Origin of the sequence: Pseudomonas sp. E6002, assembly GCF_013385565.1 — a bacterium.
GTDB lineage: Bacteria > Pseudomonadota > Gammaproteobacteria > Pseudomonadales > Pseudomonadaceae > Aquipseudomonas.
Genome location: NZ_JACAPT010000009.1, coordinates 276,329 through 295,697, shown reverse-complemented (window position 1 = coordinate 295,697; position 19,369 = coordinate 276,329). Strand labels below are relative to the sequence as shown.

The 19,369-nt window shown below is 62.7% G+C and carries 17 protein-coding genes; 12 read left to right on the top strand and 5 right to left on the bottom strand.

The features are described from left to right. Positions 1-29 precede the first annotated feature (29 nt). On the bottom strand, positions 30-776 hold the full coding sequence (locus tag HX815_RS07645) for an NRDE family protein (RefSeq protein ID WP_003213826.1): 747 nt from the start codon (positions 774-776) through the stop codon (positions 30-32). An 89-nt stretch (positions 777-865) separates the two neighbouring features. On the opposite strand from HX815_RS07645, the gene HX815_RS07640 reads away from it, so the two are divergent. From HX815_RS07640 to HX815_RS07630, 3 genes are all read left to right on the top strand, one after another. Further along, positions 866-1,648, top strand: a complete 783-nt coding sequence (locus HX815_RS07640; RefSeq protein WP_003213825.1) for a sulfite exporter TauE/SafE family protein — start codon at positions 866-868, stop codon at positions 1,646-1,648. Positions 1,649-1,714: 66 nt separating this feature from the next. After that, positions 1,715-2,527 carry a prolipoprotein diacylglyceryl transferase gene (lgt, locus tag HX815_RS07635; RefSeq protein ID WP_003213823.1) on the top strand — a complete coding sequence of 271 codons (813 nt, stop codon included), beginning with the start codon at positions 1,715-1,717 and terminating at the stop codon, positions 2,525-2,527. A 51-nt stretch (positions 2,528-2,578) separates the two neighbouring features. Further along, positions 2,579-3,412 carry a thymidylate synthase gene (locus HX815_RS07630; RefSeq protein ID WP_003213821.1) on the top strand — a complete coding sequence of 278 codons (834 nt, stop codon included), beginning with the start codon at positions 2,579-2,581 and terminating at the stop codon, positions 3,410-3,412. Between the two features lie 124 nt (positions 3,413-3,536). Here HX815_RS07630 and cadR read toward each other — a convergent pair whose 3' ends face one another. Next, positions 3,537-3,986 (bottom strand): Cd(II)/Pb(II)-responsive transcriptional regulator, encoded by a 450-nt coding sequence (gene cadR / locus HX815_RS07625; protein WP_017476559.1) that lies wholly within the window; start codon positions 3,984-3,986, stop codon positions 3,537-3,539. Between the two features lie 85 nt (positions 3,987-4,071). On the opposite strand from cadR, the gene HX815_RS07620 reads away from it, so the two are divergent. From HX815_RS07620 to HX815_RS07590, 7 genes are all read left to right on the top strand, one after another. Next, a complete protein-coding gene (locus tag HX815_RS07620; RefSeq protein ID WP_177028028.1) occupies positions 4,072-6,342 on the top strand; it encodes a heavy metal translocating P-type ATPase in 2,271 nt (756 codons plus the stop codon). 16 nt (positions 6,343-6,358) lie between these two features. Continuing rightward, positions 6,359-7,222, top strand: coding sequence for a LysR family transcriptional regulator (locus HX815_RS07615; RefSeq protein ID WP_008438952.1), 864 nt, complete (start codon positions 6,359-6,361; stop codon positions 7,220-7,222). 225 nt (positions 7,223-7,447) lie between these two features. Then, entirely contained in the window at positions 7,448-8,512 is a 1,065-nt protein-coding gene (locus HX815_RS07610) for a putative 2-aminoethylphosphonate ABC transporter ATP-binding protein (RefSeq protein ID WP_023659299.1), read from the top strand. 1 nt (position 8,513) lies between these two features. Beyond that, positions 8,514-10,238: a putative 2-aminoethylphosphonate ABC transporter permease subunit gene (locus tag HX815_RS07605; RefSeq protein WP_177028027.1), complete on the top strand. Its 1,725-nt coding sequence runs from the start codon at positions 8,514-8,516 to the stop codon at positions 10,236-10,238. A 23-nt stretch (positions 10,239-10,261) separates the two neighbouring features. Continuing rightward, positions 10,262-11,278, top strand: coding sequence for a putative 2-aminoethylphosphonate ABC transporter substrate-binding protein (locus tag HX815_RS07600; protein WP_003213811.1), 1,017 nt, complete (start codon positions 10,262-10,264; stop codon positions 11,276-11,278). Between the two features lie 125 nt (positions 11,279-11,403). Next, positions 11,404-12,528 (top strand): TIGR03364 family FAD-dependent oxidoreductase, encoded by a 1,125-nt coding sequence (locus tag HX815_RS07595; RefSeq protein ID WP_177028026.1) that lies wholly within the window; start codon positions 11,404-11,406, stop codon positions 12,526-12,528. Continuing rightward, complete coding sequence (locus HX815_RS07590) at positions 12,528-13,082, top strand: phosphonate degradation HD-domain oxygenase (RefSeq protein WP_177028025.1); 555 nt, start codon at positions 12,528-12,530, stop codon at positions 13,080-13,082. The genes HX815_RS07595 and HX815_RS07590 overlap by 1 nt, the downstream gene beginning before the upstream one ends. On the opposite strand, the gene HX815_RS07585 is transcribed toward HX815_RS07590, so the two are convergent. Then, positions 13,079-14,452, bottom strand: coding sequence for a DUF3482 domain-containing protein (locus tag HX815_RS07585; RefSeq protein WP_177028024.1), 1,374 nt, complete (start codon positions 14,450-14,452; stop codon positions 13,079-13,081). The two genes, HX815_RS07590 and HX815_RS07585, sit on opposite strands and share 4 nt — an antisense overlap. Then, positions 14,445-15,824 (bottom strand): DUF2868 domain-containing protein, encoded by a 1,380-nt coding sequence (locus tag HX815_RS07580; RefSeq protein ID WP_177028023.1) that lies wholly within the window; start codon positions 15,822-15,824, stop codon positions 14,445-14,447. Before HX815_RS07580 ends, HX815_RS07585 begins: the two co-directional genes overlap by 8 nt. A gap of 90 nt (positions 15,825-15,914) precedes the next feature. Here HX815_RS07580 and HX815_RS07575 point away from each other — a divergent pair, with 90 nt between their 5' ends. Continuing rightward, positions 15,915-16,427 carry a dihydrofolate reductase gene (locus tag HX815_RS07575; protein ID WP_003213805.1) on the top strand — a complete coding sequence of 171 codons (513 nt, stop codon included), beginning with the start codon at positions 15,915-15,917 and terminating at the stop codon, positions 16,425-16,427. Positions 16,428-16,594: 167 nt separating this feature from the next. Here the strand turns inward: HX815_RS07575 and HX815_RS07570 are convergent, their stop codons facing one another. Next, on the bottom strand, positions 16,595-17,986 hold the full coding sequence (locus HX815_RS07570) for an L-cystine transporter (RefSeq protein ID WP_177028022.1): 1,392 nt from the start codon (positions 17,984-17,986) through the stop codon (positions 16,595-16,597). Between the two features lie 241 nt (positions 17,987-18,227). Here HX815_RS07570 and HX815_RS07565 point away from each other — a divergent pair, with 241 nt between their 5' ends. Beyond that, positions 18,228-19,286: a phosphorylcholine phosphatase gene (locus HX815_RS07565; RefSeq protein WP_003213803.1), complete on the top strand. Its 1,059-nt coding sequence runs from the start codon at positions 18,228-18,230 to the stop codon at positions 19,284-19,286. The last annotated feature ends 83 nt before the right edge of the window (positions 19,287-19,369 follow it).

Below are 19,369 nucleotides of genomic sequence, written 5' to 3'. Positions count from 1 at the left end.
CCCGCTCCCACATTTGATTTGCGTGAGGTTCAGATTTTGAGTTCAACTTCACCCAACTGCCCACCATACGGCCCAAAACTGCGCTCCACGATATGCCGCGTACCGTCGGCATTCACAATCAACGCCGTACTCGCCCGCGTCCCGTAACTGGGACTGGCAATAAACACACTCGACAGCAAACTCTCCGTCGCCAAGCCCACGCCGGTGTCCGGCAAGTCAGCAAACGGCGCGGTCTGCGGGTCGCTCAAAATCCCCAGCAAGGCTTCAGGCTGCGGATCGTCCAGCACTTCTGTCAGCGCCGCCTTGGCCTTCAACAACTTCGGCCACGGCGTATCCAGCCCTGCATTGGATAACCCATAAACCCCCGCCACCAATGGTGTCGGCGCAGATTCCTTGGCGTTGTAATGCCAAAGCTCGTCCCGCGTCCCGACCAGCAGGTTAAACCCCGCATATTCAATCGATCTGCCATTAACGTCGGCCAAATAGTCGTCAATCGACAGCGAACCGCTGAGAAAGCGCGCCACCAACTCACCCCGCGACTTGCGCGCCGGCGGCTGGTGCGGGTCACGGATATTGGTCAGCGCCGCAAAGCGCCCGTCTGCGCCAACTCCCAGCCAGGTCCCGCCCGCTTCCTGGTCCCTGCCCGCGTAAACATGGGGCGCATCCAGCCACTGGGCCAACGGCAAACTGGGCCGGGCATAAAATTCATCACGGTTGGCCGCGACGATCAGCGGCTGGGCGTGGCCCGGCCGCCAGGCGAAAACAATCAGGCACATAAGGCGATCCCTTTGTGTTTTGCCCACTCTACCCATAGAACCCTGTGCTTTGCATCCGTTAACATGCCGGTCTGTTTTCGGGGGCTCCCATGGAATTTCTGCTGTATTTGCTGCTGGGATCCTGCGCGGGCATGCTCGCCGGGCTGTTCGGCGTGGGCGGCGGCATCATTATTGTGCCGGTGCTGGTGTTCAGCTTCACCTTGCAGGGCTTCGATCCCGCGGTGCTGACCCACCTCGCTGTCGGCACGTCCCTGGCGTCTATTATCTTCACGTCGGTGAATGCGGTGCGTGAGCATCATCGGCGCGGCGCCGTGCGCTGGCCGATCTTCGTATGGATGGCCGTGGGTATCCTGCTGGGCGCGGGCGTTGGCGCGCTGACCGCCGAGGCGATCTCCGGGCCGCATCTACAGAAGATCATCGGTGTGTTCGCCCTGGTGATCGCCGTGCAGATGACCCTGGAGCTCAAGCCCAAGGCCAGCCGCCAGGTGCCGGGCAAGCTCGGCCTGACCCTGGCGGGCGGCGTGATCGGCTGGTCGTCGGCGATTTTCGGCACCGGCGGCGGTTCGTTGACCGTGCCGTTCCTGACCTGGCGCAGCGTGCCGATGCAGCAGGCAGTGGCCACTTCGTCGGCCTGCGGCTTGCCGATCGCCCTGGCCAGTGCGTTAAGTTTCATGATTCTGGGCTGGCATGATCCGCTGCTGCCCGATCATAGTCTCGGCTTTGTGTACTTGCCGGCGCTGCTGGGCATCGCCCTGACCAGCATGGTGGCGGCCCGTTTCGGCGCGCGCCTGGCGCACCGGTTGTCGCCGCGCTTGCTCAAGCGGCTGTTCGCCGGGCTGCTGTTTTGCGTAGGGCTGAATTTTTTGCTGTAACGCAGGCTTAATCGCGCACCGGCATGGTCCGATGCGCCATGACTATTGATTTAACGAGGAGTCGCAATGCTGCCTTACCCGCAGATCAACCCGGTGGCCGTGGCCATCGGTCCGCTGCAAATCCATTGGTACGGGTTGATGTACCTGATCGGCATCGGCGGTGCCTGGCTGCTGGCTTCCCGGCGCCTGAACCGTTTCGACCCGACCTGGACCAAGGAGAAGCTCTCCGACATGGTGTTCTGGATGTCGATGGGGGTCATCGTCGGCGGACGCCTGGGGTATGTGCTGTTCTACGACCTGCCAGCCTACATCGCCAACCCGACGCTGATCTTCGAGGTGTGGAAGGGCGGCATGGCGTTCCACGGCGGGTTTGTGGGGGTGATGATCGCCGCCTGGTGGTTTGGCCGGCGTAACGGTAAGTCGTTCTTCCAGCTGATGGACTTCGTCGCGCCGTTCGTGCCGATTGGCCTGGGTGCCGGGCGCATCGGTAACTTCATCAACGCCGAGCTGTGGGGCAAGCCGACTGACGTGCCGTGGGCCATGGTGTTCCCGCCGTTCAGCGACCCGGCGCAATTGCCGCGCCACCCCTCGCAGCTGTACCAGTTCGCCCTGGAAGGCGTGGCGCTGTTCCTGATCCTCTACATCTTCTCGCGCAAGCCACGCCCAACCATGGCCGTTTCGGGGATGTTCGCGTTGTTCTACGGGATCTTCCGCTTTATCGTCGAGTTCGTACGGGTGCCGGATGCGCAGCTGGGCTACCTGGCGTGGGGCTGGGTGACCATGGGTCAGATTCTCAGCCTGCCGATGATCATCGCCGGCCTGGGCCTGCTGTGGTGGGCTTACAATCGCCCGCAAGGCATCAAGAACACCGCGCTTTAAATTCGAACGCCGGGGCCCGAGGGTCCCGGCTTCAACGATACAGGTATACACATGAAGCAATATCTCGAACTACTGAACGATGTCGTGACCAATGGCCTGACCAAGGGCGACCGCACCGGCACCGGCACCAAGGCCGTGTTTGCCCGTCAGTTTCGGCATAGCTTGGCCGACGGCTTCCCGCTGCTGACCACCAAGAAGCTTCACTTCAAAAGCATCGCCAATGAATTGATCTGGATGTTGAGTGGCAACACCAACATCAAGTGGCTGAACGAAAATGGCGTGCGTATCTGGGACGAATGGGCCACCGAAGACGGCGACCTGGGCCCGGTGTACGGCGAGCAGTGGACCGCCTGGCCCACCAAGGACGGCGGCAAGATCAACCAGATCGACTACATGGTCGAGACGCTGAAGACCAACCCCAACAGCCGCCGCATCCTGTTTCACGGCTGGAACGTCGAGTACCTGCCGGACGAGACCAAAAGCCCGCAGCAGAACGCCCGGGACGGCAAGCAAGCGCTGCCACCTTGCCACCTGCTGTACCAGGCTTTTGTGCATGACGGTCATCTGTCGATGCAGTTGTACATCCGCAGCTCAGATGTATTCCTCGGCCTGCCGTACAACACCGCTGCCCTGGCGTTGCTCACCCATATGCTGGCCCAGCAGTGCGACCTGATCCCTCACGAGATCATCGTCACAACGGGCGACACCCATGCCTACAGCAACCATATGGAACAGATCCAGACCCAGCTGGCGCGCACGCCGAAGAAGCTGCCGGAACTGGTGATCAAGCGCAAACCCGCGTCGATCTACGATTACAAATTCGAAGATTTTGAAATCGTGGGCTATGACGCTGATCCGAGCATCAAGGCCGATGTAGCGATCTAAAAGCGATCTCGGTCCAAATGTGGGAGCGGGCTTGCTCGCGAATACGGTGTATCAGAAACACATTCAGTGGCTGACACACCGCTTTCGCGAGCAAGCCCGCTCCCACATTTTTTTGTGTACACATTCAATGCCCGTGGCTTCTGCCCACATGTGATGGCTCAGCCTCGCTGGCCGCGACACTCCCGCTGACTTCCAGCCGCTGCAAAATCCCGCACTGATCCAGATCCGGCCCGCCGCCGCAGCGTTGGCGCAGGTCGAGCAACTGTTCCTGCAACGCCAGCAGCCCGTCGATCCGCGCCTTGACGTGGTGGATATGCTCGTCAATCAATGCATTCACGCTTTCGCACTGGTCCTGAGGACTGTCACGCAGGCCCAGCAGGCTGCGAATTTCCTCAAGGGTCATGTCCAGGCTGCGGCAGTTGCGGATAAACACCAGCCGTTCGGTGTGCGCCTGGGTGTACAGCCGGTAATTACCGTCACTGCGCGCAGGCGGCGGCAGCAGGCCTTCTTTCTCGTAATAACGGATGGTTTCCACCTGGCAATCCGTCAATTTTGCCAATTCGCCGATCTTCATCGCAGCAATCTCCAAAAGGATGCTTGACCCTATAGTGGCTACAGGGTCTTTACTTGGCAACAGGCACCTTTACGGACGCGACAGAATGAGCGATTCCATCCACACCCCGCACAAGCACGACCATGATCATGACCACGCGCACGATCACGGCCCCAAGCTCAAACCTGTGCAGAAGCACGACCATGGCAGCCATGGCGATTCCTGCTGTTCCAGCAAGGCCGCGCCGGCGCTGGTGAAGCTGACCGAAGCCCCGACAGCGGGCTCGCGGCTGAGCACCTTCCGCATCGAAGCCATGGACTGCCCCACCGAGCAGACGCTGATCCAGAACAAACTGGGCAAGCTTGCGGGTGTGCAGCAGCTGGAATTCAACCTGATCAACCGCATTCTCGGCGTCACTCACGACCTGCCGACGACCGCGCCGATCATCGACGCCATCAAGTCCCTGGGCATGCAGGCGGACCCCATCGAAGAAGGCGTCGCCCCGGCTGAGCCGCCGGCGAAGAAGCACTGGTGGCCGCTGGCTGTGTCCGGCGTGGGCGCGCTGGGTGCTGAAGTGCTGCACTTCACCAACGCAGCCCCGACGTGGGTGATTGCCCTGGTCGCGCTGATCTCGATCTTCAGCGGCGGCCTCACCACCTACAAAAAGGGCTGGATCGCCCTGAAAAACCTCAACCTGAACATCAACGCCCTGATGAGCATCGCCGTGACCGGCGCGATCCTGATCGGCCAGTGGCCGGAAGCCGCGATGGTGATGTTCCTGTTTACCGTGGCCGAACTGATCGAAGCCAAGTCCCTGGACCGCGCGCGCAATGCCATCAGTGGCTTGATGCAGATGACCCCGGAACAGGCCACGGTTCGTCAGGCCGACGGCAGTTGGGTTGAACAGGATGTCAAAATCATCGAACTGGGTGCCATCGTGCGGGTTCGTCCCGGCGAGCGTATTGGTCTCGACGGTGAAGTCACCTCCGGCCAGTCCACCATCGACCAGGCGCCGATTACCGGTGAAAGCCTGCCGATTGAAAAGACCGTGGGCGACAAAGTTTTCGCCGGCACCATCAACCAGGCCGGTTCCCTGGAATACAAAGTCACCGCCGCCGCCAATAACTCGACTCTGGCGCGGATCATCCACGCCGTGGAACAGGCCCAGGGCGCCCGTGCGCCTACCCAGCGTTTTGTCGACACCTTCGCCAAGGTCTACACCCCGGCGGTGTTTATCTTTGCCTTGGGCGTGGCGCTGATTCCGCCGCTGTTCATGGCAGGCGTGTGGTTTGATTGGATCTACCGTGCGCTGGTATTGCTGGTCGTCGCCTGCCCGTGTGCGCTGGTGATTTCCACCCCGGTGACCATCGTCAGCGGCCTGGCCGCCGCGGCGCGCAAAGGCATCCTGATCAAGGGCGGTGTGTACCTGGAGGGTGGCTACAAACTCGACTACCTGGCCCTCGACAAGACCGGCACCATCACCCACGGCAAACCGGTGCAAACCGATTACCTGGCGCTGTTCCCGAACATGGAAGACAGCGCACCGGCCCTGGCCGCGAGCCTGGCCGGGCGCTCCGATCACCCGGTGTCCCTGGCCATCGCGAACGCGGCTGTGGACAAAAACCTCACCGTGCACACTGTGGATAACTTCGAGGCCCTGACCGGGCGCGGTGTGAAGGGCGAGATCAATGGAGAGGTCTATTACCTGGGCAACCACCGTCTGGTGGAAGAGCTGAACCTGTGCTCGCCGGCCCTGGAGAAGAAGCTCTTCGCCCTGGAAAAACAAGGCAAGTCCGTGGTCCTGCTGCTGGACAAGTCCGGCCCGCTGGCGCTGTTCGCCGTGGCCGACACCGTGAAGGACACCAGCCGCGAAGCCATCCAGCAGTTGCATGATCTGGGCATCAAGACCCTGATGCTGACCGGCGACAACACCCACACGGCCAAGGCGATCGCCGATCAGGTGGGTATCGACCAGGCCCAGGGCGACTTGTTGCCCACCGACAAACTGCAAGCCATCGAAGCGCTCTACGCCAAGGGCCACCGGGTCGGCATGGTCGGCGACGGCATCAACGACGCCCCGGCGCTGGCCCGTTCCGAGATCGGGTTTGCCATGGCTGCGGCCGGTACCGATACCGCCATCGAGACCGCCGACGTGGCCCTGATGGACGACGACCTGCGCAAGATTCCGGCATTCATTCGGCTGTCGCGGCAAACGTCGAGTATCCTCAAGCAGAACATCGCCCTGGCCCTAGTGATCAAGGCGATCTTCCTCGCGGTGACCTTCCTTGGGATGGCCACCATGTGGATGGCGGTGTTCGCCGACATGGGCGTGAGCCTGCTGGTGGTATTCAATGGTCTGCGCCTGCTGCGCAAATAGTCGATGAGAGGGTGGTGTGCTGAGTGCCGAGCTGAAGGCGTTTTACATGGTCGCCCGCCTGGGCAGCATTACCCAGGCGGCGAAAAAGCTCGGGCTCAGCCAGCCCACGGTGACCACCCAGATTCGTCACCTGGAAAGCCAGTACTCGGTGGAGTTGTTCTACCGTGGCGGGCGCCGCCTGACCGTCAGCGACGAAGGCGCGCGGCTGTTGCCGATGGTCAAGGCGCTGTTGCAGCAGGAAGCGGACATCGAGTTTTTCCTGCGCAACAGTGGCCAGGTACAAGGAGCCTTGAGGATTGCCGCGACGGCACCTTATTACATCCTCGACCTGGTCAAGACCTTCCGCGAGCGGCTGCCGCAGGTCGAGGTTTCGGTGGAGATCGGCAACTCCCAGCAGGTGCTGGAAGCGCTGGATGACTACCGCGTCGACGTCGCCGCCTCGTCCCAATTGCTTGAAGACCCGCGCCTGATCCGCCGGGTACTGGGCATGGACCCGCTGGTGCTGGCGGTGCATCGCAATCATCCGCTGGCGGTACTTGAACATGTACCGCTGACCGCGCTGGCCGGGCATACCTTGCTGATGCGCGAGCCGGGGTCGACCACCCGTCGATTGACCGAAGAGATGTTGCAGGGCGCCGGTGTGAGTTACGGGCCGCTGCTGGAGATCGGCAGCCGGGAATCGATCCGTGAGGCAGTGCTGCGCAATATCGGCATCAGCATCATTGCCCGCCAGGAAGTGCCCCACGACCCGCAATTGCGCGTGCTGACCATCGAAAATGCACCGCAGATTCCCGAGTATTTGTACTGCCTCAAAGAGCGAAAGGGCGCGCGGTTGCCGGCGGCTTTCCTGGGGTTGGCGCAGGAAATGTCCCCTCTCTGATCGTTCCCACGCTCTGCGTGGGAATGCTGGCCTGGACGCTCCGCGTCCGCTCTTAAGGTCGTGACGCGGAGCGTCACAGGATGTATTCCCACGCAGAGCGTAGGAACAATCTGTTGGCACAACCCAAATCCACCAATACCACTATCGCCACGTTTTGCCTTTCTGCCACAAGAGGGACGCATTGCCTGCCTAGGATGACCTTCATCAGTTTGATGAGGTGCCTCCATGAACACAGCCATGACTAATCCCGGCGCGCCAATGAAGGTGCGCGGTGTACAGAAACGCTTCGGCGCCTTCACCGCGCTGGATAACGTGTCCCTGGACGTCGCCGCTGGCGAACTGGTGTGCCTGCTGGGCCCGTCGGGCTGCGGCAAGACCACCTTGCTACGCTGCATCGCCGGCCTGGAGCGCCAGGACAGCGGCGAGTTGTACCTCGGCGACCGCGATGTTTCCCTACTGGCACCCCAGGCTCGGGACTACGGCATTCTGTTCCAGTCCTACGCGCTGTTTCCCAATCTCACCGTCGAAGCGAACATCGGCTACGGCCTCACCGGCAGTGGCCGCGATGAAGTGCGCAAGCGCGTCGGGCAGATGCTGGAACTCGTAGGCCTGGTGGGCAGCGAAAAGAAATACCCCGGCCAACTTTCCGGCGGCCAACAACAGCGTGTGGCACTGGCTCGCGCCCTGGCGCCGGCGCCGTCCTTGCTGCTGCTGGACGAACCCATGTCGGCCCTCGACGCCCGGGTGCGCGAGCATCTGTGCACCGAGCTGCGCCAACTGCAGCGCCGCCTGGGCATCACCACCCTGATGGTCACCCACAACCAGGACGAGGCCATGCTGATGGCCGACCGCATCGCTGTGATGAACAACGGCAAGGTCGAGCAGTACGCCACGCCCCAGGAAATCTACGACCGCCCGGCCACACCGTTCGTGGCCGAGTTTGTCGGCCAGGGCAACTGGCTGCCGTTCAGTCGCAACAGCGCCAGCCACGCTCAGGTTGGCGGCATGAATATGCGCCTGGCGGACAACGCAGGCGTCGCGAAATCGGGCCGTCTGTTCTGCCGCCCGGAAGCCATCAGCGTCAACCCGCCAGTGCATGAAGAAAACCTGTTCCCGGCCAAGGTCCGCGAGATCACTTTCCTCGGCAACCGCTGCCGCATGAGCTTCGAGCTGGACCAACTGCCCGGCCATCCGCTGCTGGCCGAATTGGCCCCGGAAGCCATGCCGCGCCTTGGCGCCCAGGACATCTGGGTCGCGCTGCCCCCGCGCAGCCTGCAGGTGTTTGCCTGAGATGGCCCGCGATATGACTCTGCCGATACCCGATAACGTGGCTCGTCAGGTTTCCCGTGCCGAACTCGGCGACCGTATTTTTGTAGTCGGCGGCAAGCTGCTCTGGCTGTGCCTGCTGGGCGTCGCGGTGCTGATGCCGCTGCTGGCGATCTTCTGGCGCGGCTTCAGCAGTGAAGCCGGGCAGGGCGGTGGCCTGGTGGCGGCGCGGGAGTTGGTCACCAGCGATAACTTCCACTGGCTGCTCGGTAACAGCCTGAAGGTTTCCGGCAGCGTTGCCGCCATCGTCGTACCACTGGCTTATCTGTTTGCCTACGCTTTGCAACGCACGCTTATTCCGGGCAAGGCGATCTGGCGCGGCATGTCGCTGCTGCCGTTGATGGCGCCGTCGATGTTGCCCGGGATTGCGCTGGTCTACCTGTTCGGCAACCAGGGCATGTTGCGCGGGCTGCTGTCGGACAACATCTATGGCTTCTGGGGCATCGTCCTCGGCGAAGTGATCTACACCTTTCCCCATGCCTTGATGATCCTGTTGTCGGCGCTTTCCCTGGCGGATGCACGTTTGTTCGATGCCGCATCGAGCATGGGCGCGAGTCCCGCCCGGGCGTTTCGCAGCATCACCTGGCCGGCGACGCGCCAGGCCGTGTTTGCCGCGTTTTGCCTGGTGTTCACCCTGACCATCACCGACTTTGGCGTGCCCGTGGTAGTCGGTGGCGACTATCAAGTACTGGCGCTGGAAGCCTACAAAGCTGTGGTCGGCCAGCAGCAATTCGGCCGCGGTGCCTTGATCGGCATGGTCCTGCTGCTGCCGGCGCTGTTCAGCTTCGGTGTCGACGCCTGGTTGCGCCGCCGCCATGGCGACTCCATGAGCGGCCGCGCCCAGGTGTTCCAGCCGGCGCCGTCGGAACTGCGGGATGGCTGCTACCTGGCCATCGTCCTGCTGATCTGCGCGATCCTGCTGCTGGTGTTCGGCATGGCGGTCTACTCATCCCTGGTGAAATTCTGGCCCTACAACCTGTCGCTGTCCCTGGCCCACTACCAGTTCGAAGACACGGCCGGCGGCGGCTGGCTGGCCTACCGCAACAGCATCACCATGGCCCTGTGCACCGCGTTGATCGGCAGCGTGCTGATCTTCACCGGCGCCTACCTGATGGAAAAAACCAGGGGCCAGAAGGGCCTGAACCTGGCGCTGCGCATGCTCAGCTTCGTGCCGATGGCGGTGCCGGGGTTGGTGCTCGGCTTGGGCTACGTGTTCTTTTTCAACCTCAACGGCAACCCGCTGCATGTGCTCTACGGCACCATGACGTTGCTGGTGGTGTGCACCATTGCTCACTATTTGACCACCGCCCAAATGACCGCCACCACGGCCCTGCGCCAACTGGACGCGGAATTCGAAGCCGCCGCGCTGTCGCTGAAGGCGCCGCTGTACCGGCATTACCTGCGGGTCACCGTGCCGATCTGCCTGCCGGCGCTGCTGGACATCGTGCGCTACCTGTTCGTCTCGGCGATGACCACCGTCTCCGCCGCGATCTTCCTCTACAGCCCCGACACGATCCTCGCGGCAGTCGCCGTGCTGAACATGGACGACGCCGGCAACGTCGGCGGCGCGGCGGCCATGTCGACCCTGATCCTGTTCACCTCGGCGGGCGTGTCCTTGCTGCTGGCGTGGGCCTCACGCGGCTTGTTGCGCCGCTCCCAGGCCTGGCGCCAAACCGCGCCCGGCCAATAATTCACCCATAAAGGAACTGCACCATGTTCAAGCCCCTGGCGTTAGCCGCTGCTGTGCTCACTGCGTTCAGCCTGAATGCCTTTGCCGCCAAGACCGAGTTGACCGTGTACACGGCCCTCGAAGCCGAGCAATTGAAGACCTACAAACAGGCCTTTGAAAAGGTTAACCCGGACATCGAGATCAAATGGGTGCGCGATTCCACCGGCATCATCACCGCCAAGCTGCTTGCCGAAAAAGCCCGCCCGCAGGCTGATGTGGTCTGGGGCCTGGCGGCTTCCAGCCTGGCGATTCTCGATCAGCAGGGCATGCTGCAAAACTACGCACCGGCAGATTTGAGCAAGATCGGTGCGAACTACCGCGATGCCGCCAACCCGCCGGCCTGGGTCGGCATGGACGTGTGGGCTGCGACCATTTGCTTCAACACCGTCGAAGCCGAAAAGCAGGGCCTGAGCAAGCCGGTGAGCTGGCAGGACCTGACCAAGCCTGAGTACAAGGGCAAGATCGTGATGCCCAACCCGGCCTCGTCCGGCACCGGTTTCCTGGATGTGAGCGCCTGGTTGCAGACCTTCGGCGAGAAGCAGGGCTGGCAGTACATGGACGACCTGCACCAGAACATCGGCCAGTACGTTCACTCCGGTTCCAAGCCCTGCAAGCTGGCGGCCTCGGGTGAATTCCCGATCGGCATTTCCTTCGAATACCCGGCCGTTCAGCTGAAGCGCCAGGGCGCACCGCTGGACATCATCCTGCCGAAAGAAGGCCTGGGCTGGGATATCGAAGCCACTGCCGTGATCAAGGGCACTGCCCACGCAGACGCGGCACAGAAACTCGCCGACTTCTCCGCCAGCCCCGCGGCGATGGAGCTGTACAAGGAAAACTTCGCGGTACTGGCCCAGCCGGGCATCGCCAAGCCGCAGACCGAGTTGCCGGCGGACTACGAGCAGCGGTTGATCAAGAATGACTTTGCCTGGGCGTCGAAAAACCGCGACAGCATCCTGACCGAATGGCGCAAGCGCTATGACGGCAAGTCGGAAAAACAATAACCACCGATCGTTCCCACGCTCTGCGTGGGAACGCGGCTCTGGACGCTCTGCGTCCGCTTTTGTAGTCGTGACGCGGAGCGTCACAGGATGCATTCCCACGCGGAGCGTGGGAACGAGAGGTCTTCATGACACAACTGCTGATCATCGGCGCCGGCATCCTCGGCCTGTCCCACGCTTATGCGGCCGCCAAACGCGGCCTCAAGGTCAAGGTCTTCGAGCGTAGCGCCACACCGCTGGGTGCTTCCGTGCGCAACTTTGGCCAGGCACTGGTCACCGGCCAGCCGCCCGGGCCAATGCTCGACCTGGCGCGGGAAAGCCGCGAGATCTGGGGTCAGTGGGCGCAACTCGCCGGCATCCAGCTCAAGCGCAACGGCTCTTATTTGTTCGCCCGCACCGAAGCCGAAGAGCACTTGCTTGAAGCCTTCTGCGCCGGTCGCGCGCAAGAACACGGTTATCGCGTCAAGTTGCTGCAAGGCGCCGCCCTGCACGAGCTGTACGGTGGCCAGTTCGCCCATCACCGCGCTGCGCTTCACGGCCTGGATGATCAACAACTGTATTCGCGCGAGGCTATCCCGGCGCTGATCAACTACCTGAGCCGCGAACTGAGCGTGGAGTTTCATTTCTCCACCCTGGTGCGCGACATCGAACCCGGCCAGGTGCACACCACTGCCGGCTCCTTTCGCGGCGAGCAGATCATTGTCTGCTCCGGTCACGACTACCAGACGCTGCTGGCCGAGCAGATTGCCGAACTCAACCCGCAAATCTGCCGCCTGCAAATGCTGCGCGCCCGGCCAGTGGTGGAGTTGAACCTGCAACACGCGCTGCTGACCGGCCTCAGCTGCGTGCACTACGGCGCCTTCGCCGACTTGCCGGAAGCCGCGCCGGTACAGGCCGAAATTCTGCGGGATGTACCGCACCTGCATGAAAACGGTATTCACCTGCTGATCAGCCCGACACCCTATGGCGAACTGATCATCGGGGATTCTCACCATTACGGCAGCGATCCTTCACCGTTCAACGCCGAACAGGTGGACAACTGGATGATCGAACTGGCCGAACATACCCTGGGCTGCAAGATCCAGGTCGTGGAGCGCTGGCAGGGCGTCTATGGTTCCCGTGGGCCGGGGCCGTTTTCGTTCACGCGGGCGGCGCCGGGGGTGAGCGCGGCGTTGATGCACACCGGCGTGGGCATGAGCGTCGGGCCGGCGATGGCCGAGCGCAATATCACTGAGCTGTGGGGGAGTGCGTGATGAAAGCAGAGCAGACAATCGCCGAGGTCTTTGGCCTGTACGAACAACACGGCACCGCCGATTACATTGGCGAGCCGGTCTCGCAGATCGAACACATGTCCCAGGCCGCGCAGTTGGCCATGGCTGAAGGCTTCGATGATGAAGTGGTACTGGCGGCGTTCTTCCACGATATCGGGCATATCTGCGGCCAAGGTGGCGAGAACATGGGCGGTTATGGCGTGGTCAGCCATGAACGGCTGGGCGCCGATTATCTGCGCCGGGCGGGCTTCAGCGAGCGCCTGGCAAAACTGGTCGAATACCACGTGCAGGCCAAGCGTTACCTGACCTTCAGCCAGCCGGACTACTATGCGCGGTTGAGCGAGGCCAGCCGCCGCACCCTGGGTTACCAGGGCGGCGTGATGACCGCCGAGGAAGCCCGGGAGTTTGAGCAGGACCCGTTGTGCGCCGTCAGCCTGCGCATGCGTCACTGGGATGAACAAGCCAAGGAAATGCACGTGCCGGTGCTGGACCTTGAAGTGTTGAAATCCAAGGCCCGGCAGTTGTTGGCGGCTTAGGTCTCGTCCAGGCGCTGGGCCAGGGCTTCGATCTGTTCCTGGCGTTCGGCCTGGCTCAATTTGGGGTGCGGGTTGAGGGACGACCATTGCGGATGAGCCCGGGCCTTGTTCAGGGCTTCGGGCAATTTGCCTTCGCGCCAGGTCTTGTCCTGTGGCGTGTCGACCTTGATGCTGTGGATCGCCGCATGGCCCCGCAGGTTCAGGGCCTTGAGCAGTTGCCGCTGGCGCAGGGCCAACAGGCGCAGCACGCTGTCGTCGACGGTCAGCTCGCGCTGGCCCTTGATCTTGCCCAGCAGGCGGCTGCCATAACTGCGGGCAGTTTGCAGCGCGCCTCCCGCGATGGCTCCGGCGAGGGCGGCGGCGCCGAGGGTCAGGCCGCCTACGAGTAGATCCACACCTGCGCCGGCCGCCGCGCCGGCTGCGATACCGCCACCGACCCGCACGCCCAGTTGCTTGAGGGTCTCGGGGTTGAACAGGTCATCGCCCCAGCGCCCGTCCAGCAGCGGTAAATCGCTGGCGGCGGCGTCCTGCGGGCGGAAGCCGAACAGCTTGAGCAAGGCTTCCACGCAACGCTGTTCGCGCTGGCGCACGGCTTTGCGCAGTTCGCTGATGGCTTGCTGTTCTACCACGGCTTCGCTGACCACGCTGCGGCGGCAGGCGGCGCAGTCGATCAGCAGTTCGGCGATCAGCCGCGCCGCACTTTGCTGGCGGGCCTGACGCTGGGCTTCCTGATCAAGGATCAGCCGTTCCAGTTGCCCACGGGAGTTTTCCAGCAGCAGGGCGAGGCTTTCATAGAGCCGGCGCTCGCCGTCTTCCGGCGGCGCGACGCTGTCGAAACGCACCAGCGCGTGCAGGCCGAGGCGGGCGAGGGCTTCGCGCCAGTCCGGCTCGCGGTGGTCGGCGCTGCTGACAAAATTGAGCACCGGCAGCAACGGCTTGCCACAGCTGGCCAGCACTTGCAGCTCATCGCGGTACTTGGCCAGCACCGGCTCCCTTGCATCAATCACATACAAGCCCGCATCCGAGGCGAGCAGTTGGCGCAGCACCTTGGCTTCCTGTTCGAAGCGTTGCCGGGCCTCGCTGCCTTCCAGAAAACGCGCCAGCCGTGCCGGGCCGTCGAGGCGTTCGCCGGGGCGGTCCAGGCGTTCGAGGTAATCGAGCAGGGCGATGGCATCTTCCAGGCCCGGCGTGTCGTACAGCTCCAGCAAGGCTTCGCCGTCCATCGACAAGCGCGCACCTTCGACATGCCGGGTGGTGCTGGGACGATGGGAGACTTCACCAAAGCCGACGTCTCGCGTGAGCGTGCGCAGCAACGAGGTCTTGCCGACGTTGGTGTGGCCGACCACCGCAAGTTTCAGGGGCTTAGTCATGACCGGTCTCCAGCCAGGTGAGCGGCGCGCAATCGGCGAACGGTATCTCCAGTTGTTGCAAGGCCGTGTGCCAATCACCCAGGCGCTCAGCATCCAGGGCTTGGCCGGCGGGCGCTTGCAGCAGCCAGACCCGAGTGGCGGTGGCGCTGCGGGCCAGTTCGGCAATCAGCGCAAGGCTGCCGCGATCCGGCGAGCGGCGTGGGTCGCAGGCGATGGCCAGGCGCGCGGGCGGGAAGCGGGTGAGTTGCTCCAGCAGCTTGTTGCGGGATTCACGGCTGTCGAGGATGCCGGCGTCCTTGACGCTGGCCGGGAGCTTCGGCGGCCATGGGCGCTGGTCGTCCAGCTCGATGGCCACCAGCAGGGCGCCGTCGCTTTCCAGTTCACTGACGCCGCCGGTTACGTGGTGCAACTGTTCGGGCGCCGCATCATTGACCCCAAGCCGTTCGCTGCTGGGCATCAGCCGTTCACGCAGTTGGCTGTAGCCGGGCAGGTTAAGGTCGAGGCTCAAGGCGGCGCGCCCACGTTTCCAACGCCACAGGCACAGCAACGCAAGGATCAGCCGCGGCAGGATGCCGTACACCAGCAGCACGCCCACCAGCCAGGCGGCCCAGGCCTGGCGGGCGCTTTCGATATTCAGGGCGGCATCGCCGCTGGCGCGGATCATCTCGACAGTGGGCACATTGAAGCCGAGCAAGGCGGGCAGGGCGCCGAGGGTTTGGGTCACGGCGACAAAGGTGTCCGCCCGCAGGATGGTGGTTTCCCACACAAAGCCGTAGCGCCGGGTGGCCAACAGCGTCAGCAGGATCACCAGGGCGCTGAGCAGGGCCAGCAGCCACAGGCTGTTGACCAGCACACCGACGGCCCAGCGATTGAGCTTGCGCCGTTGCAGCAACAGCAGCAGGGCGGGCGCCAGTTGCGCGGCCTTGGCGTCGCGGGCGAGTTTTTCGCTGAGCCATAACCACAGGCGGCCAAGACTGGCGCCGTGTTCGCCGGCAAACAGCAGGCCCAGGGCCCAGCTCAACAACAGGATCAGGTTCAAACCCAGCAGGCTGCCCAGGGCCCAGAACACATTGACCGGCGCCAACCCGTTGCCCAGCGCGGCAAACGCCAGGCCGGCGCCGCTGATAATGGCGACTGCCGCCAGCAGGATCAGCGCCAGGCGCGCACCTTGCAGCCAGCGGGTCAGGGCGGCGGTCAGGCCATCGCGTTCGGCCAGCCACAGCGCGCGGTTTTGAATGCGCGTGGGCAAATCGCCGCCGGCGCTGCGGGCCAGGCGATTGGCTTCCTGGTCTTCCAGGGCGCCCGCGTGTTCCTCGCGCAGGCGCACGGTCTCGGTCAGCCAGAGTGTTTGCAGGGGGGTCAGAGCTGTCACGCGCCGTCCTGTTGAGCCAGTGAGTCTGGAGCATAACCGCTGGAACGCCGGTTGGGGTATGCCGCGCGCGGCTCTGGTATTCTCGTCGCCATGAAAAAAACTCTCCCTTTAAGCCTGATCGCAGCCCTCGGTGAAAACCGTGTGATCGGCGTCGACAACAGCATGCCCTGGCATTTGCCGGGGGATTTCAAATATTTCAAGGCCACCACCTTGGGCAAGCCGATCATCATGGGGCGCAAGACCTGGGATTCCCTGGGGCGACCGTTGCCGGGCCGGTTGAACATTGTGGTCAGCCGTCAGACCGATCTGGCGCTGGAAGGTGCGGAAGTTTTTCCGTCACTGGACGCGGCCGTGGAGCGGGCTGAGGAATGGGCCAAGGCGCAGGGCGTGGATGAGCTGATGCTGATCGGCGGCGCGCAGTTGTATGCCCAGGGGCTGGAGCAGGCGGATCGCCTGTATTTGACGCGGGTGGCGTTGAGCCCGGACGGGGATGCGTGGTTTCCCGAGTTTGATTTGAACCAGTGGAAGCTGGTGTCGAATGTCGAGAATCCGGCTGAGGGTGACAAGCCGGCGTACAACTTCGAAGTCTGGGAAAAAGCTTAAAAATCCATGTGGCGAGGGAGCTTGCTGTGGCGAGGGAGCTTGCTCCCGCTGTGCTGCGAAGCGGCCCTGAAAGCTGATCCCTCAATCTCTCAGAAAACTCGGTCGCCTGCTTTGGGGCTGCTGCGCAGCCCAGCGGGAGCAAGCTCCCTCGCCACAACGTTCAGCCGTCAAGCCTGCGCCAACTCCCCATGCTCATCCGCATTCAACAACGCTTTATCCGTCTGCTGCATGATCTGGCTGGTAATCGCCCCCGCCGTCATCGAACCGTTCACGTTCAATGCCGTACGGCCCATGTCGATCAGCGGCTCAACCGAAATCAGCAGCGCCACCAGTGATACCGGCAAGCCCATCGCCGGCAGCACGATCAGCGCGGCAAACGTCGCACCGCCGCCCACGCCCGCCACACCGGCCGAACTCAAGGTCACAATCGCCACCAGGGTCGCGATCCACAGCGGGTCCAGCGGGTTGATACCCACGGTCGGCGCAACCATCACCGCCAGCATCGCCGGATAAAGGCCGGCACAACCGTTCTGGCCAATCGTCGCGCCAAACGAGGCGGCAAAGCCGGCGATGGACTGCGGGATCCCCAAACGACGGGTCTGCGCTTCAATGCTCAGCGGAATGCTCGCGGCGCTGGAGCGGCTGGTGAAGGCGAACGTCAGCACCGGCCAGACCTTGCGGAAGAACCGCAGCGGGTTGATCCCGGCCAGCGACAGCAGCAGGCCATGCACCACAAACATCAGGCCCAGGGCCAGGTACGACACCACCACAAAACTGCCGAGCTTGATGATGTCTTGCAGGTTGGAACTGGCGACCACTTTGGTCATCAGCGCCAATACGCCGTACGGGGTCAGCTTCATCACCAGGCGCACCAGGCGCATCACCCAGGCTTGCAGGGTGTCGATGGCGTTGAGGACTTTCTGGCCTTTTTCCACGTCATCCTTGAGCAGTTGCAGCGCGGCAACCCCAAGGAATGCAGCGAAGATCACCACACTGATGATCGACGTCGGCTTGGCCCGGGCCAGGTCGGCGAACGGGTTCTGCGGGATGAACGACAGCAGCAGTTGCGGGATATTCAGGTCGGCGACCTTGCCCGCGTAATCACTCTGGATCACTTGCAGGCGCGCCATTTCCTGGGTGCCGGCCACCAGGCCTTCGGCGGTGAGGCCGAACAGGTTGGTCAGGCCGATACCGATCAGCGCCGCAATCGCCGTGGTGAACAGCAGCGTGCCGATGGTCAGGAAGCTGATCTTGCCCAGGGACGAGGCGTTATGCAGACGGGCCACGGCGCTGAGGATCGAGGCGAACACCAGCGGGATCACGATCATTTGCAGCAACTGCACGTAACCGTTGCCGACCAGGTCGAACCAGCCGATCGAGGCCTTGAGCACCGGGTTGCCGGCACCGTAGATCGCGTGCAGCACCACACCGAAGATCACGCCGAGTACCAACGCAAACAAGACCTTCTTGGCGAGGCTCCAGTTGGTTCGACGGGTTTGTGCCAGGCCCAGCAGCAGGGCCACGAACACCAGTAAGTTGAGAATCAGGGGCAGATTCATTGAAGCTCCGTTGAGAAGGCAGCCAATCGCAGGAGCCTGCGATTGCGAACCGGCAAGCCTAACAGCTTGAAATATATTGATTTAATAACGTTATCGCATGGTGACTGTCGTTTTTGGAATAAGCGAATGACGCGCAGGCGTATGGCATTGGCGCGATCACGACGAAAGCGGTCGCGCTCGGGCGATAACTGTCATACAGATTTGTTAGCGTCGATGTCTTTCACTCAGGGAGAAAACGCACATGAAGCTAGCGCCGAAACTGTTTGCCGCCGCGCTGTGCCTGGGCCTTGCGAGCCAGGCCTTTGCCGCCACCGAGTTGAAACACTGGCCGGCGGCTGCCGCCAAGCAACTGGACACGATGATTGCCGCCAATGCCAACAAGGGCAACTTCGCGGTGTTCGACATGGACAACACCAGTTACCGCTACGACCTTGAAGAGTCGTTGCTGCCGTACCTGGAAAACAAGGGCCTGATCACCCGCGACACCATGGACCCTTCCCTGAAGCTGATCCCGTTCAAAGACACCGCTGACCACAAGGAAAGCCTCTTCAGTTACTACTACCGCCTCTGCGAAGTCGACGACATGGTCTGCTACCCGTGGGTCGCGCAGATTTTCTCCGGCTTCACCCTCAAGGAACTCAAGGGCTACGTCGACGAGATGATGGCGTCGGGCAAGCCGGTGCCGGTCACCTATTACGACGGTGACGTGGTCAAGAACATGGAAGTGCAGCCGCCGAAGGTCTTCACCGGCCAGGCTGAGCTGTTCAACAAGCTGATGGAAAACGGCATCGAGGTCTACGTGATGACCGCCGCGTCCGAGGAACTGGTGCGCATGGTCGCGGCCGATCCGAAGTACGGCTACAACGTCAAACCCGAGAACGTCATCGGCGTGAGCACCTTGCTCAAGGACCGCAAGACCGGCGAGCTGACCACCGCCCGCAAACAGATTGCCGCCGGCAAGTATGACGAGAAGGCCAACCTCGGCCTGGAGCTGACCCCGTACCTGTGGACCCCGGCCACCTGGATGGCCGGCAAGCACGCAGCGATCCTGACCTATATCGACGAGTGGAAAAAACCGGTGATCGTCGGTGGCGACACGCCGACCAGTGACGGCTACATGCTGTTCCATGACGTGGACGTGGCCAAGGGCGGCATCCACCTGTGGATCAACCGTAAAGACAAATACATGACCCAGCTCAACGGCATGATGGCCAAGCACGCTGCGGCCCAGGCCAAGGAAGGGTTGCCGGTGACGGCGGATAAAAACTGGGTGATCGTCAAGCCGGACGAGATTCAGTAATTACGGCTGGACTCGGTCAAAAATGTGGGAGCGGGCTTGCTCGCGAAGGCGGTGGATCAGCCAGCTTATTCAGTAACTGGCAC

Coding starts and splice junctions, on each gene's coding strand:
- HX815_RS07590 (WP_177028025.1), top strand. CDS start 12,528: ATGAAAGCAGAGCAGACAATCGCCGAGGTCTTTGGCCTGTACGAACAA.
- HX815_RS07645 (WP_003213826.1), bottom strand. CDS start 776: ATGTGCCTGATTGTTTTCGCCTGGCGGCCGGGCCACGCCCAGCCGCTG.
- HX815_RS07620 (WP_177028028.1), top strand. CDS start 4,072: ATGAGCGATTCCATCCACACCCCGCACAAGCACGACCATGATCATGAC.
- HX815_RS07610 (WP_023659299.1), top strand. CDS start 7,448: ATGAACACAGCCATGACTAATCCCGGCGCGCCAATGAAGGTGCGCGGT.
- HX815_RS07570 (WP_177028022.1), bottom strand. CDS start 17,986: ATGAATCTGCCCCTGATTCTCAACTTACTGGTGTTCGTGGCCCTGCTG.
- HX815_RS07640 (WP_003213825.1), top strand. CDS start 866: ATGGAATTTCTGCTGTATTTGCTGCTGGGATCCTGCGCGGGCATGCTC.
- HX815_RS07585 (WP_177028024.1), bottom strand. CDS start 14,452: ATGACTAAGCCCCTGAAACTTGCGGTGGTCGGCCACACCAACGTCGGC.
- HX815_RS07575 (WP_003213805.1), top strand. CDS start 15,915: ATGAAAAAAACTCTCCCTTTAAGCCTGATCGCAGCCCTCGGTGAAAAC.
- lgt (WP_003213823.1), top strand. CDS start 1,715: ATGCTGCCTTACCCGCAGATCAACCCGGTGGCCGTGGCCATCGGTCCG.
- HX815_RS07595 (WP_177028026.1), top strand. CDS start 11,404: ATGACACAACTGCTGATCATCGGCGCCGGCATCCTCGGCCTGTCCCAC.
- HX815_RS07600 (WP_003213811.1), top strand. CDS start 10,262: ATGTTCAAGCCCCTGGCGTTAGCCGCTGCTGTGCTCACTGCGTTCAGC.
- HX815_RS07630 (WP_003213821.1), top strand. CDS start 2,579: ATGAAGCAATATCTCGAACTACTGAACGATGTCGTGACCAATGGCCTG.
- HX815_RS07605 (WP_177028027.1), top strand. CDS start 8,514: ATGGCCCGCGATATGACTCTGCCGATACCCGATAACGTGGCTCGTCAG.
- HX815_RS07565 (WP_003213803.1), top strand. CDS start 18,228: ATGAAGCTAGCGCCGAAACTGTTTGCCGCCGCGCTGTGCCTGGGCCTT.
- cadR (WP_017476559.1), bottom strand. CDS start 3,986: ATGAAGATCGGCGAATTGGCAAAATTGACGGATTGCCAGGTGGAAACC.